The following is an 18,705-nucleotide window of genomic DNA, read 5'->3' on the forward strand; positions in this document are numbered from 1 at the left end:
TAGGTGTTTTGTATTCATAATACGTATCGGTATCTCTCACCATTCCCGACTTAGCGTGTCGTATTCGTAGGATGGCCTTTTTCCCATGCGCCAAGCGCAAACACGCCGGGCCGGTATGCGGAGGAAATCCTCCGCATACCGGCCCGGCGTATACATATAATAGATCTGGGTTAGCTTGCTTGCTTGCTTGCTTGCTTGCTTGCTTGCTTGCTTGCTTGCTTGCTTGCTTGCTTGCTTGCTAGACAATTATTCCGATTTACCAAGCGCATACTGATAAAAAAGGTTAACATCATATATCTATCACACATCATCATATGATTTTCATATACTCTTTTAATGTATAAGACGTAGTAAATATAAGAAATAAAAAAATATGTAATAAAGACCTGCACGCCCCACCCCCCAAAATTCATGCTTATTGTGCGTATATAGCGGATAAGCGATTAAAAATAGCGGTTATGTGACATAAATAAATTTGAATACCATTTTGAGGGGATGGAGACGGGGCACGCCCCGTCTCTACAACTGGGTAATGAGTTAATCCTATAGACCTACTTTTTTCCTTATCAAATATCTTATTACATGGAAATTATTCCATACATTTGCCACTGTACTAATAAATAACAGTTACGACTATGACAAAATTAAGCAACATCCCCGCCAAGGAAACCACGGCCAAGACCGCAAGAACACGTAAGGCCAAGACCGAACCCGCAAAGCCCAAGTGGGATCCCACCAAGCCGGTGCAATTCACACAAGAGGAGATCTGGGAACATATCCATGAGATCGAGAAGGGGCCGTTCTATCCTATTGAAGAAGTACATCAAAGAATAAGATCATGGATGGACAACTATCAAGGAAAAAAGTAATCGGTTCTCCCATTTACGAGGAAAGCCTTGAGAGGATTTTCGTGGAAGGTATAGAACGATTCGGCATATTCCAAGCCCGGAAATATCTTGAGCACATATTGAATACAGTCGAGAAACTGGAAAACGACTATCCTTATTATCCCGAATGCCGACACCTAGCCACGAAAAGCCGCATGTACCGGAACATCATCCTAGATTCACACCTTATCATCTACCGCATCACCGAGGAGCGTATCGAAGTGCTAGACATCGTCCATTCCGCATCCAGCATGCGAAAGATCAAACAGGCTAGGAATATCCACATCGAATGATGCAGAGAAACAGAAAAAGGCGAGCCACCCGTAAGTGACCCGCCTCTTTTTGCTGATATATAAGGATTAAGATTGGATTAGTTGTTCTCCGGACGAAGCTTGCGTACAGTAACAGCTGTCTGCCACATCTCGCTCTCGCGCAATGCCTTCAATTCAGCCTCCAATTTCTCACGATAATCCGGCTTAGAGTTTGAGTCGATAGAGATCTGAGCCTCGTTACCGCATTTTACGTTCGCATACAATTTCTCGACAACCGGCTTGATTGCGTCGTGGAACGGACCCATCCAGTCCAAAGCGCCACGCTGGGCAGTCGTAGAGCAGTTAGCGTACATCCAGTCCATACCATTCTTGGCGAATAAAGGCATCAAGGATTGAGTCAACTCCTCGACCGTCTCGTTGAAAGCCTCAGAAGGAGTGTGTCCATTCTCGCGCAATACCTCATACTGGGCCAACAACAAACCTTGGATAGCGCCCATCAAAGAACCACGCTCACCAGTCAAATCGGAAGTAGCCTCACGGATGAAAGTCGTCTCGAACAAGTAGCCGGAACCGATACCGATACCCAACGCCAACGTACGATCCATCGCCTTGCCAGTAGCGTCTTGATAGATAGCGAAAGAAGAGTTCAAGCCACGACCCTCAAGGAACATGGAACGCAAAGACGTACCAGATCCCTTCGGAGCGACCATGATCACGTCAATATCCGCGGGAGGAACAACGCCCGTACGATCGTTCCAAGTGATCGCGAAACCATGAGAGAAATACAGGGCCTTGCCAGCTGTCAAATAAGGCTTCATCGTAGGCCATACAGACATTACGGCAGCGTCGGACAATAAGCACATGATGATCGTGGCCTTGTCGCAAGCCTCCTCGATACCGAACAGAGTCTCACCCGGAACCCATCCGTCCTCAACCGCTTTATCGTAAGTCTTACCTTGGCGCTGGCCAACGATTACGTTGAAACCATTGTCACGAAGGTTCAATGACTGTCCCGGTCCCTGTACGCCATAGCCGATCACAGCGATTGTCTCATCTTTTAAGATCTCTCTTGCCTTTTCCAACGGAAATTCCTCGCGGGTCATTACATTCTCTACAACACCGCCAAAATTCATTTGTGCCATTTTCTTTTTAACTATTAATGTTTAAAAACCTATTTATGTATCTCTTTTATTATCTCCAAGTAACCGCCGCACGACAGATCGCCTTTCCCTCATGGCAAATAGCCATGTCTTGCTTATCGGGAGCGGACTCCGCCTTATGAAGCGTAAGCGGCATACCTTGTTTGCCCTCGGATTGGTAGGCGATCTCCAGACGGCCGATCTCACGGGTCTTGAACTGGTCGATATCGAACAAATCCAGCAGGTGCTCGATATACTTCACGCTATTAAAGTGACCGTTGATATCCAAGTCGCTGTATTTGATCGAATACGGGATTCCCTCCGCCTTATTCTCCGCCGGCATGATCTTGCCCGGCTTCTCGATCGGGCACGGACGCTCGTCGATATATTTGCCCAATGCCTCTATATCCAATAAGGTAGGACGGCGGGTCTCCACATCGATAGCCGCCCAGATAGAACGGGCGAATCCAAAGGTTTTCCCATTCTCATCCGCCAGCTCAAAACAACGACTGGTGAAGAGGCGTCCGACCTCATCGATCCAAGTGTATAAATTAATCTTATCGAAGGCGGTAGGATATTCCTTCATCTCGATAGCCAGACGGGACAACACCCAAGCCGTATGACGCTCCGACATATCATTGAAACCGAACCCACGCTCTCCGGCATGGCTGGAAGCGGCGTGAATCAAATAGTTACCAATCATAGGGAGCGTTACACGTCCCCTAAAATCCATCAAATATGGCTCCGCCACGAAATGAAATAATCCTACTTTCTCCATATCTTATTATTGTTGCTTTTCCTGTAACTTTCGCTCCATATCGGCCAACATATCGCTCAAGCGCTCCACCTTGCTCTTCGTGATAGCCACACGTCCGGAGCGGATGAATTGCAGGACACCGATCGTCTCGCTCAACTCATTGAACAAGGCCTGTGTCTCGTCATAGTGGCCACTCTTCTCCAATACCACGCAGGTCTCGTTCATCTCCAAGATACGGGCGTTGTATTTACGGATCAATCCCTCCACGGTTCCCATCTTGATGAAAAGCTCGGTACTTAGCTTATAAAGAGCGATCTCTTGATAAACCAGATCCTCATCCGTATTATAATAAGCCTTCAAAATATCCACACGTTTATCGATCTGTTTCACCACCTTATCGATCATATCCTCATCGGCGAATGTCGTGATCGTAAACTTATGGATGCCCTTGATAGCGGACGGAGAGACGGACAGAGTCTCGATGTTCAGCTGTCGGCGTGTAAAGATAATCGTTATCTGGTTCAAAAGACCTACGATATTCTCTGAAAAGATAATAACGGTATATAATTTCTTTGTTGTCATAGCTTCATCTCCTCCTTATTTCTCGTCTCCCATAATCATGTTTGTCACGCTTCCCCCGGCAGGAACCATCGGATATACCATTCCGCAAGTCTCCACGTTAGCGACCAACACGTAAGCGCCGTCGTGGTTTAGCATCTCAGCGATAGCGTCGTCCAATTCCTCCCGCTTTTCAACGGCACGACCGGCGATACCATAGGCTTTAGCGATCGCCACGAAATCCGGATTCTCCATGATGGTGTTTGAATAACGCTCGTGGAAGAACAATTCTTGCCACTGACGTACCATACCTAAGAAGTTATTATTAAGAATGATAATCTTCACGTTCAGTTTCTCCTGCATGATAGTGCCCAATTCCTGAATCGTCATCTGCATACCCCCATCACCGGTAAAGAAGCAGACCGTACGGTCCGGAGCCCCGAACTTAGCGCCCATAGCGGCCGGCAGACCAAATCCCATCGTACCTAAACCACCGGAAGTCACCACGCTACGGGTTTGTTTATATTTGAAATAGCGGACGCCCATCATCTGGTTCTGCCCAACGTCGGTCACCAATACAGCGTCGTTACCGGTCGCCTCGGAAACCTTACGGACTACCTCGCCCATTTTCAGTTGGCCCTCGGTCGGATACAATTCCTTCTCGATTACCTTATCGTATTCCTCTTTCTCGTCCCGATCGAACTCGGCATTCCATTCCGGACGTTTACGTTCTTCTAACAACGCCGTGATCATCGGTATCGTGTGCTTGGCATTCCCCAGCACCTTTACGTCCACGGCAACATTCTTGCCGATTTCCGAGTTGTCGATATCCAGATGGATAATCTTGGCTTGCTTAGCGTATGTCTTTAAATCGCCAGTCACACGGTCGTCGAAACGCATACCGATAGCGATCAATACATCACACTCATTCGTTTTCCGGTTCGGCCCTACGTTTCCATGCATGCCGAGCATTCCCTTGTTCAATGGGAAATCGGTTGGCAACGCAGATAAGCCCAATACCGTAGATCCGGCAGGTATATCATTCTTTTGGAGAAACGCTTTCAATTCCTCTTCCGCACCGCCTAACAATACTCCCTGCCCGACCAGACAGAAGGGTTTCTTCGCCTCATTGATTAAATCGGCGGCGGCCTTGATACGATCCTTATTGATATCCGGCTCCGGTTGATAACTACGTACGTAATCGACCTTCTTATATTCATATTCCACCAACCCTACTTGCGCATCCTTCGCTAAATCCAGCACAACTGGACCCGGACGGCCTGTAGAAGCGATATAAAAAGCACGAGAAACAGCCCATGCGATCTCCTCCGGCTTGCGGATTTGATAAGCCCATTTCGTGATCGGTTGCGTGATGCCAATCACGTCGACTTCCTGAAAAGCATCGGTTCCCAACAACGGCGAGGGTACTTGACCGGCGATTACGACCATTGGCGTACTATCCATCAGCGCATCAGCGATACCCGTGATGGTATTCGTAGCGCCCGGGCCGGAAGTAACCAACGTCACTCCTACCTTGCCAGATACACGGGCATATCCTTGAGCCGCATGGGTAGCGCCTTGCTCGTGGCGCACCAATACATGCCTCAACTGGTCCCTATAATCATATAAACTGTCGTAAATAGGTATCGCCTGTCCGCCGGGATAACCGAAGATAGTATCTACTCCTTCAGCAATCAACGCTTTCAGCAAAGCTTCCGAACCGGTTATCTTTTGTTTCTCCATAAAAAATAACGTGTTTAATGTATATTATTGGCTTTAATCTTCAACAATCCTTACACCTCCCTTATCGGCGGAGCTAACCATCTTCCCGTACGCTCTCAACGCTTTCGAGACCTCACGCTGACGCGTCGGCGGCGTAAAGGCTTTCTTTCCACGTGCCTCTTCCGCCTTACGGCGCTCGGCCAACTCCTCGTCGCTCAACCGCACGTTGATGGAACGTTCCGGGATATTGATCTCGATGATATCCCCGTCTCTCACCAGTCCGATAGCGCCACCGGAAGCGGCCTCGGGAGAGATATGCCCGATAGAAAGACCGGACGTACCGCCACTGAAACGACCATCCGTGATCAAGGCGCACTCCTTACCTAAGTGACGGCTCTTTATATAAGAGGTAGGATATAACATCTCTTGCATTCCCGGCCCCCCTTTCGGACCCTCATACGTGATGACGACCACATCGCCTGAAACGACCTTGCCTCCTAAAATGCCCTCGCAAGCGGCATCCTGTGAATCGAAGACTTTCGCCGGGCCGGAGAATTTCCAAATACTCTCATCCACACCGGCGGTTTTTACGACACATCCGTCCAAGGCGATATTCCCTCTCAAAACAGCCAAGCCGCCATCCTTGGAATAAGCGTGCTCCACGTCACGGATACAACCTTCGGCACGATCCGTATCTAATTCTTTATAATAAGATTCTTGGGAACCCATCTGGATACTGAACCGATGAGCGGGAGCGCTCTTGTATTTACGAATCGCCTCCTCCGTTACGTTCGGGGAAGTGACGGCGTATTTATCAACAGCCTCGGCCAAGGTCAGGCCGTCCGCACGTCTCGTGCTGCCATCCACAAGCCCGGCTTTCATCAACTCGTTCATGATACCGAGGATTCCACCGGCACGGTTTACGTCTTGTACATGATAAGTGTGCGTATTCGGGGCTACCTTACACAGGCAAGGAGTCTTGCGGGATAACATATCGATATCCTCCATATGGAAATCGGCGCCGGCTTCTTGTGCCACGGCCAATAAGTGAAGCACCGTATTGGTAGACCCCCCCATGGCGATATCCAGCGACATGGCGTTCAAGAAAGCCTGACGGGTAGCGATGTTGCGAGGTAACACGGAATCATCCCCGTCACGATAGTATTTGTAAGCGTTCTCAACGATTTGCTTAGCCGCGTCACGGAAAAGTTGGATACGGTTCTTATGGGTAGCCACGATCGTCCCGTTACCCGGAAGCGCCAGACCGATCGCCTCGTTCAAGCAGTTCATAGAGTTAGCGGTAAACATACCGGAACAACAACCGCAACCCGGACACGCATGGCGTTCCACCTGCTCGATACGCTCATCGCTTACCGATGTATCGGCAGACTCAATCATCGCGTCGATCAAATCAAGATGGCGGCCATCCAGCTCACCTGCCTCCATCGGGCCACCGGACACGAACACCGTCGGGATATTTAATCGCATGGAAGCCATAAGCATACCCGGCGTGATCTTATCGCAATTGCTGATGCAAACCATAGCGTCCGCCTTATGGGCATTTACCATATATTCCACGCTGTCCGCGATAATGTCGCGTGAAGGAAGCGAGTAAAGCATCCCATCGTGCCCCATAGCGATACCGTCGTCGATAGCGATCGTATTAAATTCAGCGGCGAAACAACCTTGTTTCTCGATCTCGGCCTTGACCAATTGCCCGATCTCATGCAAATGCGTATGCCCCGGCACGAACTGGGTAAATGAATTTACGATAGCGATAATAGGCTTGCCGAACTGTTCCTCTTTCATCCCGTTGGCACGCCATAGCGCACGGGCTCCGGCCATCCTACGACCTTCGGTGCTAAATGAGCTTCTTAACGGATTCTTCATCTCTTTCCTATTTTTTGTTCGTAGAGCGCTTTATCCACGCCTCTACCTTGATTTATTTATAATAAAAAAGCCTTTCCCTATATGGAGAAAGGCTTAAGAAATATCTCTACGACTTCACAACTTCTTACACACCTTTCTCCTTACCTACTAATGACTAGAAGGACCACCACGAGAATAATATGCAATACGTTGTTCATCATCTTTTCTTATTGTCTTTGTTTGTTTGACGCTGCAAATGTAGAACAATAATTGATATGCGCAAAGGATTTAAAAGAAAATTCTTCATTTTTCTTTCAATTCTCAAGCAAATACCATTTTAGGATTGCATTTTAACAGGAGCAAGAGTGTATTACTTAGGAATCGGAAGGTATAGAAGGGAAAAAACTTCGATTTCCAAACAGAAACAGTAAAAAGACAAATGTTATCTAAAACAGATTCCAGATAACATTTTTATCAGATAACACGACTTACGATAACACGTATCTCATAAGAAAATCCTATTCTAGCGATAAAAAAGATACATATAAACTCTAAATCACATATTTATTAACACTTGTAGACTATAAATAGCCTTGAAAAAATTCATAATAGTGTTCTAGAAAAAACATAAGGAAGTTTTCTGAAGAACATAAGGAAGAAATTTCATCTAGTATCGGACTAAATTTTGTTAACATTTGAATGAAAATCACCTAAAATCAAGACTAAATCCGGCATAACCCACGCTAGAAGCAGCTCAAGCAAAGACATTTTCAAAATGACTTTCAGACAGAGAAAGCCTTAAATACTCAACCGATAGACAGCTATTCAAACATCAATCATAAAAAAGACCAACAACACCTGCATTCAAACATCATTCTGATTTACACAACCATCAAATGCTTGCGCTTTTGCCGTGCGACCAAGCCCCCGCCCCATAATTCATCACCCACAGAGAGCAATAATAACACTTTGACATTTCGTCAACAAGGTTCACATAGAAAAGTCTATCCCCACCAAATTTCATAAAAAAGCCCCAATAGCGAAACAGGAAATTTATATAGTTCCAAGCTAGTTCTTAAATAAAATTTGCCCTCCTCAAGAAAATTAGCTAATATCGCGACTATTCATAAAGTTGTTGATGGATTAATCCATGGGAGAGAGGAACAAGCATATTGAGAACCTTAGAAAGGGTAATCGTTCATCTTTTGAATATCTTTACACGGTTTGGAGTGGCAAATTATATAATTTTGTCATGAAAATTTCTCATGGGGATTCCTACTTGGCAGAGGAAATGGTACAAACTGTATTTCTTAAAGTATGGAAAAATCGAGAACAATTAGACCCAAAACTGTCTTTTGGAGCCTATTTATGTACGATAGCAAAAAACTTATTAACTAACCATTACCAACATAAAATGATGGAGATTCTCTATATAGAACAACAAATCGACCACCCCGGAACTCCTTATGCCAGAGGTACGGACGAGATCGTAGAATATCATCTCCTAGAAGAATTCGTTGATTCTTTAATACAACAAATGCCCGAAGGAAGGCAAAGAATTTATAAACTAAGCAGACAATCCCACCTATCCAACCGGGAGATAGCAGACCAATTGCAGATATCAGAGAATACCGTGGAATCCCAACTGACCAAAGCCATCTCCTTTCTACGCAAAAGGTTAAAAGACCAATACGACCTAGGACTTTTAGCTTTAAGTTGCCTCCTTAATAGTTAATGAATACTAAATCCACAGGATGCGATAACGGAAACTTCCCTGTCATTTGTATACTGAATAAAGACAGAGGAAAATGGAAAGAAACGATTACATACATATATTTAACAAGTTCCTAGAGAATAAGGCAACTCCATCGGAAATAAAGCTATTGATAGAATGGCTAAAAGAACGAAAAGCTTTTGACACATGGGCTGATGATATATGGATGCAATCCCCGATGGAAATGGATCCTTCAGTAAAACAACATTTACTAGACGAACTCCGTAAACAAATCTTTTTTAAAGAAACAGGGAAAAGGACATTCATGAGTCTTTCTCTCCCTTCACTTTTCCATTATGCGCTACGTATCACAGCAATTATCCTATTGCTCATAACAACAAGTATTGTCACCTATCATTATGCAATGGATAAACAGCGAGAACCGATGGACATGATTGTCGCTGTCGAGAAAGGACAAAAAGCGAATATAACATTGCCTGATGGTTCAAAAGGATGGATAAATTCAGATTCAAAGTTATCTTATGGAAGCCGTTTTAATGCAGATGAACGAGTTCTGAATCTAGAAGGCGAAGCTTATTTTGAAGTCAAGCCCGATGCTAAACGTCCTTTTATCGTTCAATCGGGAAAAGTATCCGTAAAAGCTTTAGGAACCAGTTTTAACGTAAAGAACTATAACACGGAAGAGCACATATCCGTTGTATTAATGACCGGGAAAGTAGAAGTAACCGCAAACGATAACCATGTAGACCTGTTGCCTAATGAACAAGCTATTTTCAATAAACACTCTAGCATACTGGGGAAAAACAAGGTTGACAATAGTCTAGATTACTCCAGTTGGATGTACAATACATTGAATTTTGAGTCAACACCATTCAGCGAGATTGCTCATACGCTGGAACGTTATTACAATACCCAGATCGTATTTAAATCTGAGGCCTTAAAGAGTTATCGTTTTACAGGTAAGCCCGGGAATACCAGTCTAGCGAGCATCTTACATTTATTGTCTCTTACCTCACCATTAGCCTACGAGATAAAAGACAGTGTGGTTATTTTGTATGAGAACAACGACAAAAAAGAGTTATATAACAGAGTATTAAAACAGTAAATAGCAATTTCATGAAAAGCCCGTAAAAAATCGGGGTAGAAATGCTAGGCATTTCCCCCCGAAAAAGAAATCAGTTAACCGCGCTTAGGTATCTCGCAAATAGCAAGCGCAAGTACTAATATCCATAGAATACAAAAGTATGAAAAAAAAACTTGTCCGTGTATCACAATACATAAAAATACGGTCAATCAAAACAGTCGGTCTGGCACTATTCAGTAGTTTAATCTTGGCTCCTTCACTTTATGCCCAAATTTCACTGGATGTACAAGACCAATCCATCCGTCACATATTAAAAGAGATAGAAAAGGCGGGGGAATACAAATTCTTCTATAACAGTGATCTAAGTAACCTAGATCACAAAACGTCAATATCCGTACAGGATAAAAACATTGATGAAGTCATGAGCCTATTATTAGCCAATACGGAAATATCCTATAAAAAAGAGGCCAATAATATGATTGTATTAACAGTTAAATCATCTTCTTCATCGCAAGCTCCGAGAAAGACAAGAAAAATAACAGGAACAGTTGTAGACCCTGACGGTTTACCAATCATCGGAGCAAATGTAATCGAGCAGGGTACAACAAACGGTTCCATTACGGATTTGGATGGAAAATTTGAATTAATAATTACCGAAAATGCCATCTTAAATATCTCTTATATCGGTTTTTCCGACAAACAAATAACAGTCAAGGAAGAAACCTCCTTACAGGTTACAATGACGGAAGACACCCAGAAGTTAGATGAGATAGTAGTTGTTGGATACGGTGTACAGAAAAAGGTAAACCTTACTGGATCTGTTTCTGCCGTAAAAGGCGAAGAACTCAGCCAACGCCCAGTAGCTAACGCAACTCAAAGTTTACAAGGATTAGTACCCGGATTAACCGTATCCAACTCCAACTCAGGTCGCCCGGGAGCTAGTGGAGCATTGAGTTTACGAGGACAAGGAAATTTAGCGAACACAGCGAATCCTTATGTATTAGTTGACGGTGTAGAGATGGATTTGGCAGATGTAAACCCCAATGATATTGAATCGATTTCCGTCTTAAAAGATGCCGCTTCCGCAGCTATTTATGGCGCCCGTGCCGCTTATGGCGTAATTTTAGTTACGACGAAAAAAGGTGAAGAAGGTAAGATGCGCATCAGTTATCAAGGTACCGTAGGATGGAGTTCCCCTACTGTAATGCCGGAAATGGCTAATGCTTATGACTATGCGACTTTTTTCAATCAAGCTTGTACCAATGCTAACGTAATCAAGCAATATAACCCGGAAAAATTACAGCAACTTCAGCAGTACATGAAAGATCCTGCTAGCGTAAATCCTTGGGCAGAGCTTAATGGAGAAAATAATCTAATAGGGGCATTCGAAAACACACCAAAGGGTTTGGGCAATGTGGATTACTTTGATTTACATTATAAGAACTCCGCATTCAAACAAAACCATAATTTGAGTCTCAGTGGAGGTGGCAAAAAAGCGCAATATTATATCTCTACCGGAATGTATACGGAAGATGGTATTTTAAGATATGCGGACATAAAATATAAACGCTTAAATTTCAATGCAAATATCGCCTCTCAAATTACGGACTGGCTAAATTTGAAAGTTAATACTAAATTCATGAACTCGGATAATGACACACCTTTTGGTAAAGGGGCCTTATCTGAAGGCTTTTATCATTCATTAGCTCGCTTCCGTCCTACCATAAGCCCAATCGATCCTAATGGTCATTTTACGGAGCTTACAATGATTCCCTATTTACAAAGTGGCACGTATACAAATACACAGAAAAATAATCTGACACTGACTGGTGGTCTCGAAGCACAACCAATCAAGAACTGGAGAATATTCTTCGACTATACGTACCGGCAAAATAATGAGAATTATGAGGCGCTCAACGTAGCCCCGATGATCCCGGGAGCGGATAACGAGACCTTATACAAAGGGACAAGGCAAGAATTAGGCGTGATGGAGAATGGGCAATTCACCCGTTCATCCGCCTTAAGCCAATATCAATCAATTAATCTATACTCAAACTATATGTTCTCTTTGGCCGATAAGCATAATTTCACCGTTATGGCTGGTTACCAAGAAGAAAATTACGCATATAGCTATTTATATGAGTCTGTAACCGACATGATCTCCACCAATAATCCAGGCCTCAATCTTGGCACAGGAGAAAAATCCACGACAGATACTCGAAACGGATGGGCTACCCGAGGATTTTTCGGACGTATTAACTATGATTATGACGGACGCTATTTATTAGAAGTGAATGGACGCTACGATGGTTCTTCTCGTTTTGCCTCAGATCATAGATGGGGATTTTTCCCTTCGGTCTCTTTAGGATGGAATATTACACGTGAGTCTTTCATGGAAAAATCTTTAGAGGTATTATCTAATCTAAAGTTACGAGCCTCTTGGGGACTATTAGGGAATCAAAGCGGAGCCGGACTTTATACTTTTACCTCAATCATGGGAATCCAGCCGTTAGGTAATTGGTATTTTCAAGATGGAAGAGATATGTACATAAACGCCCCTGGAGTTATTGATCCTTTTACAACTTGGGAAAAAGTGGAAAGTAAGAATCTTGGCCTTGACTTCGGGTTCTTTAACAACGCTCTCACCGGCACCTTCGATGTATTCCAGCGGGATACAAAAGATATGTTAGGACCAAGTGCCGACCTTGCAGATTTCTTTGGAGCAGAGGCTCCCAATACGAATAACGCAAGGATGAGAAACCGGGGATGGGAACTTAGCCTGCAATACCGAGGAAAAATCGGGAAGGATATTCATTATTCAATAGGAGGCTCTTTAGCTGACGCGACATCCGAAGTTACAGCTTATGAAAATCCGACAGGGACCAATCCTCAAGATAATTGGTATGTAGGGAAGAAAGTCGGTGAGATTTGGGGATACAAAGCCTCTGGGCTACTCCAGACCCAAGAAGAAGCTGACACATATAATAACACATACGATTTATCTTTCTTATCCGGTCAAAAATGGATGCCGGGAGATGTTAAATATATGGATTTAAATAACGACAAAAAGATCAACAATGGAAATAACACATTGGAAGATATGGGTGATATGTGTGTTATCGGGAATACGACTCCTCGATATCAATATACGCTTAATGGTTCCATTTCATGGAAAGGAATTTCCCTTAGCATGATGTTCCAAGGCATAGGAAAACGTAATTGGTCTCCAGATCTAGGAACCGTTTACTTTTGGGGATCGGGAGCTTATGCACAAGTCACGGTATTCAACGATCATCTAGATTATTGGACTCCAGAGAATCCAGACGCCTATTATCCCAATCCTTATACAGGAGCAGCAGGAAGTATCAATCAGTTTCGAAATAAGACCTCACAAAAAAGTGACAGATACATGCAAAGTGCCGCTTATTGCCGTTTGAAAAATCTGACAATTAGTTATGATCTGCCTAATTCATGGAGCCAGAAAATTGGGTTGAGCAAAGCACAAGTGTTTTTCTCTGGAGAGAATCTTCTAACATTTACCAAGCTTCCTTCCATGTTTGACCCGGAAGCTATTTTTACAGGAAATGACTATACCAGTGAGGCCGGAAAGAATTATCCAATGAATAAAGTGTTATCTATCGGAGTTATTGTTAATCTATAAAGCGTAATTTATTTATGAAAAGAATATATCTATCAATGGTTTCCCTATGTCTATTAGGGCTAAGTAGCTGTTTCGACATGGATAAATATCCGGAAGGAGAATTGTCTTCTGTCAATTCTTTCACCAGTACAACAGAAATCACCAAGTATCTGAATCAGTTTTATGAATCAACTCTTAAAATTAATGACAAAGATGTGGCAAACTCTGCCATAAAGGTACAATCTAACAGCATTGGAAATCCAACGGGTATCGCCTTTGGAGACTTGAATAGCGATAATATGCAGAGTAATGTAATAGACACACGTCTTGCGGGAGAAACCACATTAAGTTCCGCTGTCGAATTAACAGAGTATAAACATATCAGAAGTCTAAACTTCTTAATCAACAACCTCGATAATTGCGAGGAGATCGGTCCGGAAATGGAGCAATGCATCGGAGAAGCTTATTTCTTCAGAGCCTGCTATTATTATAGGTTATTCGTTAATTATGGAGAAGTCACTTGGTTAACGAAAGTATTAGATCCGATTCAAGAACAGATGGAACGTCCCCGAAACAGTAGGCTTGAGGTCGCTGATAGTATATTGGCGGATTTAGATATAGCGATCGAGCATCTAAACACTCAAACCAATAGCTCGACAATGCGTGTACACAAAGATGTAGCAAGAGCGCTTAAGAGTGAGGTCGCTTTATTTGAAGGTACTTGGGAGAAATACCATCGTGCGAAAAACACGCCATTCTATGATAAAAAAGTAACTGATGAGAAAATCAGCTCTTATCTACGGCAAGCCGCAGATGCCGCTAAAGATGTAATAGACGAAGGGGTATGGAGCATCTCAAAAGGGGATCCCAATACCGCTTATCGAGACTTGTTCATCACTTTGGATCTCTCACATAATCCAGAAGTTTTATGGTGGAAGAAATATGATGCCGCCAATAACATCGGCCATTCCGTAACACGTTATTTAAATAAAGGAGGTGGCACTTGTGGGGCATCCGCTTCTCTTGTTGATGATTATTTAACAAAAGAAGGAAAACCTTTTGTCGGTTCCGAACGAGACAAAGCAAAGGTAATGTACGGGGACGAATTGAGTCCGGACTTACGAGACCCACGATTATCCCAGACCATTTGCATGCCAGGACAAGATTTACGTCCAAATGGAGAATTCGTATTCAAACTTCCTCCTTTGAATGAGGAAAGCCGGAATCAAAATACGACAGGTTATTCTATCCTAAAATACGTAGAATATAATACGACTTATATTCCTACTATAGATGGGGAAGGCAAAAGCCAAGCGCCAGCTATACAATTCCGTTACGCCGATATTTTATTAAACTACGCTGAGGCTCTGGCAGAATTAGATGGCGCGGCTAACGCTAGCAAAATAAAAGAAGCCTTAAGGCCACTTCGAGAGCGTGTGGGCATGCCCGAGATGGATTTCGACAGAGAGTTCAATACCGATCCCGATTATCCGTTTAATAAATTGGATAAATATATACAAGCAGTACGAAGAGAACGACGCATAGAAAAAGCTTTAGAGGGAAGCCGACTTCAAGATATCTTGCGCTGGGCCGCCGCAGACATCCTCATTATTGGAAAAACTCCAACAGGTGCATTATTCAAAGGGAGCTCTTTGGAAACCGCTTATGGAGAAAGCCTGCAAGAAGGTGAAAATCTTTTCTTAACAGGTACGCCCTCCGACTCCAAACGCTATATCATACCGTTCAATAATAAGCATTATCCTAACGGATGGCAATTCAATCCGGAACGAGATTATTTATTGCCCATACAACCTCGTATGCTATCGCTTACAGGTAACCAATGGGTCCAAAACCCCGGTTGGTAATTTACTTGATTACAGGATTTAGCCTAATAAAAGAGAAAGTCTTTCCTCACAAATTTTAGGCTAAAACCCTGTAACAAACAAATTCCTTAATCACGAACACAATAAAAGTCTAAATAATGAAAAAAGAATTATTATTCACATTCTCTGCTTTAATAGCTACGACTTCCTGCAACATCAAAAAAACAGATTCAGAGCAGATAGCAGGAAAAAAGCCGATGAATATCATCTATATCATGTCTGACGATCATTCTTACCAGACAATCAGTGCTTATGATAAACGCTTCATACAAACTCCCAATATAGACCGACTGGCAAACGAGGGAGTACGTTTCACCAATAGCTTTGTTGCCAATTCCATCAGTGGACCTAGTCGAGCCTGTATATTAACCGGTAAACATAGTCATGCTAATGGTTTCACCGATAACAGTTCCACATTTGATGGTTCCCAGCAAACATACCCCAAACTTTTACAAAAAGCCGGATATGAAACAGCAATAATCGGAAAGTGGCATCTAACTTCCGCTCCTACCGGATTTGATTATTCGGAAATTTTAATAGGCCAAGGCATTTATTACAACGCTCCATTTATCAAAAACGGGAAACAGGTCCCATCAAAAGGCTATGTTACCAACGTCATCACAGAAAAAGCAATCGACTGGATGGAGAATATACATGATAAAAATAAGCCTTTCTGCTTGTTACTCCATCACAAAGCTCCTCATCGTACATGGATGCCCGATACTTGTGATTTACAACTTTTCAGCGATACGACATTCGAGTTACCAGCCAATTTTTATGATGACTACAACGGTCGTCAAGCCGCTCATGAGCAAAAGATGAGTATCATAAAAGATATGGATTTAGTCTATGATTTAAAAATGGCTGATAAAGAAAATGAAATCCATACAACTACAGGGTTAGAGAATGCCGGACGCAGCATGTATAACAGTATGACACCCGAAGAGAAAGCAGCTTGGGATGCTCATTATGATCCAATCATTCAGAAATTCAAGAAAGACAAACTTTCTGGTAAGCAACTATCTGAATGGAAATATCAACAATATATGCGAGACTATTTACGTGTCATCCATTCCATAGACAGAAATATTGGAGTATTATTGAATTATTTAGAAAAGACAGGATTATTAGAGAACACAATGATTGTCTACACTTCCGACCAAGGATTCTATATGGGAGAACACGGATGGTTCGATAAACGTTTCATGTATGAGGAATCTTTCCGGACTCCTTTATTAATTCGTTTGCCGGGAGGAAAGAAAGGAGATATCGATGAGTTTGTCCAAAACATTGATTACGGACCGACCATCCTAGATTTAGCAGGAATCCAAATCCCATCCGATATGCATGGTATTTCCTTTTTGCCTTTGTTACGTGGAGAAAAAGTTGAGAACTGGCGTAAATCACTCTATTACCACTTTTATGAGTACCCTGCGGAGCATTCTGTTAAACGTCATTATGGCGTACGCACAGAACGTTATAAATTAATTCATTTTTATAACGATATCGATAAATGGGAATTATTTGATCTACAAGAAGATCCTATGGAGATGAACAACTTGTATGGAAAAACAGGATATGAGAATATCACTCATCAACTGGAAAAGGAGCTTATACGTTTACAAAAACAATATCAAGACACGAATGCCATGTCGTTTAATAAACAATTAATCCATGAATAAAATTAAATATATACTGTACATTACAGGAGTTTTAGCCTCGTATGACGGGCATAGTCAACCGACAAAGCCCAATATCATAGTTATCAATTGTGATGATATGGGATATGGAGACTTATCTTGTTTCGGAAGTCCTACGATAAAAACCCCGAATATCGACCGAATGGCTATAGAAGGACAAAAATGGAGTAGTTTTTACGTTTCAGCATCAGTCTCTTCTCCTAGCCGTGCCGGATTATTAACAGGCCGCCTAGGAGTCCGTACCGGAATGTATGGAGATCAACGCAGAGTCCTGTTTCCTGATTCCAAAGGGGGATTGCCTTCTGAGGAACTAACGAGCGCTGAACTGCTGAAACAAGCCGGATATCATACGGCTTGCATAGGTAAATGGCATTTAGGACATTTACCAGAATACATGCCATTACGTCACGGCTTTGACTATTTTTACGGTTATCCTTATTCCAATGATATGAGTCGGAAGGAACAAATTAAATTAGGCAACACAAAATATCCTTATGAATATATTATTTATGAACAAGAAAAAGAACTGGAAAGAGAGCCCCAACAATATAATTTAACGCAACAAGTGACGGAAGCTGCTATCCGCTACATTAAATCAAATGAGAATTCTCCTTTTTTCTTGTATTTAGCACACCCTATGCCTCATATGCCTGTATATGCCTCTACTGACTTTCAAGGTAAATCAGCCAGAGGCAAATATGGTGACACCGTGGAGGAACTGGATTGGAGTGTAGGACAAATCTTGCAAACATTAAAATCTGAAGGATTAGATAAAAACACATTGGTTATTTTCACATCTGATAATGGGCCATGGCTTTTATGTAAACAAGAAGGAGGATCACCGGGTCCGTTAAAGGATGGCAAAGCTTCCATGTTCGAAGGAGGGTTCCGCGTTCCATGTATTATGTGGGGAGCAATGGTTAAACCGGGATATATAACGGATATGGCTAGTACATTAGACTTACTACCTACATTTTGTGAGATAGCAGGAATTCCATTGCCTTCAGATCGGCATTATGATGGAATCAGCTTGCTAAATGTATTAAAAGATAAGTCTACTTGTAAACGCGATGTGTTTTACTTTTACAGAGGCAGTGAATTATATGCGATTCGAAAAGGTAAATATAAAGCCCATTTCTCTTATAGACCAGCTTATGGAGCAACGGATAAAATCGTATATGATAAACCTGTTTTATATGATTTAGGTACTGACCCTGGAGAATTATACAATATAGCAGAAGAACATCCGGATATTGTACAGGAATTAACCATGTTGGCCAATGCACATAAAGCTTCATTAAAGATTGCTAAGAGTATCTTCGACCAAAAGTAAACTATATGTCTTATACTATTCGGTGAATTTGTTTCTCTTATTTTTCAAGAAGCAAATTCACTGATTTTATTTTTAGAGAGAAAAGTCTTTTATAAAGTTTCCTACTATACAAAAACATCATCTTTA

At 42.6% G+C, this 18,705-nt stretch carries 14 protein-coding genes; 8 read left to right on the plus strand and 6 right to left on the minus strand.

Annotated elements, in window-relative coordinates:
* Positions 1 to 36 precede the first annotated feature (36 nt).
* Entirely contained in the window at positions 37 to 246 is a 210-nt protein-coding gene (locus NBH07_RS07195) for a hypothetical protein (protein ID WP_250833495.1), read from the minus strand.
* 389 nt (positions 247 to 635) lie between these two features.
* Here NBH07_RS07195 and NBH07_RS07200 point away from each other — a divergent pair, with 389 nt between their 5' ends.
* Both NBH07_RS07200 and NBH07_RS07205 read left to right on the plus strand, forming a co-directional pair.
* Positions 636 to 869 carry a hypothetical protein gene (locus tag NBH07_RS07200; RefSeq protein WP_057317705.1) on the plus strand — a complete coding sequence of 78 codons (234 nt, stop codon included), beginning with the start codon at positions 636 to 638 and terminating at the stop codon, positions 867 to 869.
* Positions 839 to 1,180 carry a type II toxin-antitoxin system RelE/ParE family toxin gene (locus tag NBH07_RS07205; RefSeq protein ID WP_009275741.1) on the plus strand — a complete coding sequence of 114 codons (342 nt, stop codon included), beginning with the start codon at positions 839 to 841 and terminating at the stop codon, positions 1,178 to 1,180. Before NBH07_RS07200 ends, NBH07_RS07205 begins: the two co-directional genes overlap by 31 nt.
* A 77-nt stretch (positions 1,181 to 1,257) precedes the next feature.
* On the opposite strand, the gene ilvC is transcribed toward NBH07_RS07205, so the two are convergent.
* The 5 genes from ilvC to ilvD are packed head-to-tail and all read right to left on the minus strand — an operon-like array spanning position 1,258 to position 7,225.
* Positions 1,258 to 2,301, minus strand: coding sequence for a ketol-acid reductoisomerase (gene ilvC, locus NBH07_RS07210; RefSeq protein ID WP_005864389.1), 1,044 nt, complete (start codon positions 2,299 to 2,301; stop codon positions 1,258 to 1,260).
* A 49-nt stretch (positions 2,302 to 2,350) separates the two neighbouring features.
* A complete protein-coding gene (locus NBH07_RS07215; RefSeq protein ID WP_005864388.1) occupies positions 2,351 to 3,076 on the minus strand; it encodes an acyl-[acyl-carrier-protein] thioesterase in 726 nt (241 codons plus the stop codon).
* A 6-nt stretch (positions 3,077 to 3,082) separates the two neighbouring features.
* Positions 3,083 to 3,637: an acetolactate synthase small subunit gene (ilvN, locus tag NBH07_RS07220; RefSeq protein WP_005854462.1), complete on the minus strand. Its 555-nt coding sequence runs from the start codon at positions 3,635 to 3,637 to the stop codon at positions 3,083 to 3,085.
* A 15-nt stretch (positions 3,638 to 3,652) separates the two neighbouring features.
* Positions 3,653 to 5,356, minus strand: coding sequence for a biosynthetic-type acetolactate synthase large subunit (gene ilvB, locus NBH07_RS07225; protein ID WP_048927571.1), 1,704 nt, complete (start codon positions 5,354 to 5,356; stop codon positions 3,653 to 3,655).
* A 33-nt stretch (positions 5,357 to 5,389) separates the two neighbouring features.
* The gene (gene ilvD / locus NBH07_RS07230; RefSeq protein ID WP_005864376.1) at positions 5,390 to 7,225 is read right to left on the minus strand and encodes a dihydroxy-acid dehydratase; all 1,836 of its coding nucleotides are present in this window, start codon (positions 7,223 to 7,225) and stop codon (positions 5,390 to 5,392) included.
* A 1,129-nt stretch (positions 7,226 to 8,354) separates the two neighbouring features.
* On the opposite strand from ilvD, the gene NBH07_RS07235 reads away from it, so the two are divergent.
* The 6 genes from NBH07_RS07235 to NBH07_RS07260 all read left to right on the plus strand — a co-directional run bounded on the left by NBH07_RS07235 (position 8,355) and on the right by NBH07_RS07260 (position 18,579).
* On the plus strand, positions 8,355 to 8,939 hold the full coding sequence (locus NBH07_RS07235) for an RNA polymerase sigma-70 factor (RefSeq protein ID WP_008773531.1): 585 nt from the start codon (positions 8,355 to 8,357) through the stop codon (positions 8,937 to 8,939).
* A gap of 73 nt (positions 8,940 to 9,012) precedes the next feature.
* Positions 9,013 to 10,044: a FecR family protein gene (locus tag NBH07_RS07240; RefSeq protein WP_005854448.1), complete on the plus strand. Its 1,032-nt coding sequence runs from the start codon at positions 9,013 to 9,015 to the stop codon at positions 10,042 to 10,044.
* 139 nt (positions 10,045 to 10,183) lie between these two features.
* Positions 10,184 to 13,684: a TonB-dependent receptor gene (locus NBH07_RS07245; RefSeq protein WP_156682433.1), complete on the plus strand. Its 3,501-nt coding sequence runs from the start codon at positions 10,184 to 10,186 to the stop codon at positions 13,682 to 13,684.
* Positions 13,685 to 13,698: 14 nt separating this feature from the next.
* On the plus strand, positions 13,699 to 15,528 hold the full coding sequence (locus NBH07_RS07250; protein ID WP_121772267.1) for a RagB/SusD family nutrient uptake outer membrane protein: 1,830 nt from the start codon (positions 13,699 to 13,701) through the stop codon (positions 15,526 to 15,528).
* A gap of 116 nt (positions 15,529 to 15,644) precedes the next feature.
* On the plus strand, positions 15,645 to 17,228 hold the full coding sequence (locus NBH07_RS07255) for a sulfatase family protein (protein ID WP_011966683.1): 1,584 nt from the start codon (positions 15,645 to 15,647) through the stop codon (positions 17,226 to 17,228).
* The gene (locus NBH07_RS07260) at positions 17,221 to 18,579 is read left to right on the plus strand and encodes a sulfatase family protein (RefSeq protein ID WP_156682434.1); all 1,359 of its coding nucleotides are present in this window, start codon (positions 17,221 to 17,223) and stop codon (positions 18,577 to 18,579) included. Before NBH07_RS07255 ends, NBH07_RS07260 begins: the two co-directional genes overlap by 8 nt.
* The last annotated feature ends 126 nt before the right edge of the window (positions 18,580 to 18,705 follow it).

The sequence above is a fragment of the Parabacteroides sp. B2-S-102 genome (genome assembly GCF_023656665.1).
GTDB lineage: Bacteria > Bacteroidota > Bacteroidia > Bacteroidales > Tannerellaceae > Parabacteroides > Parabacteroides distasonis.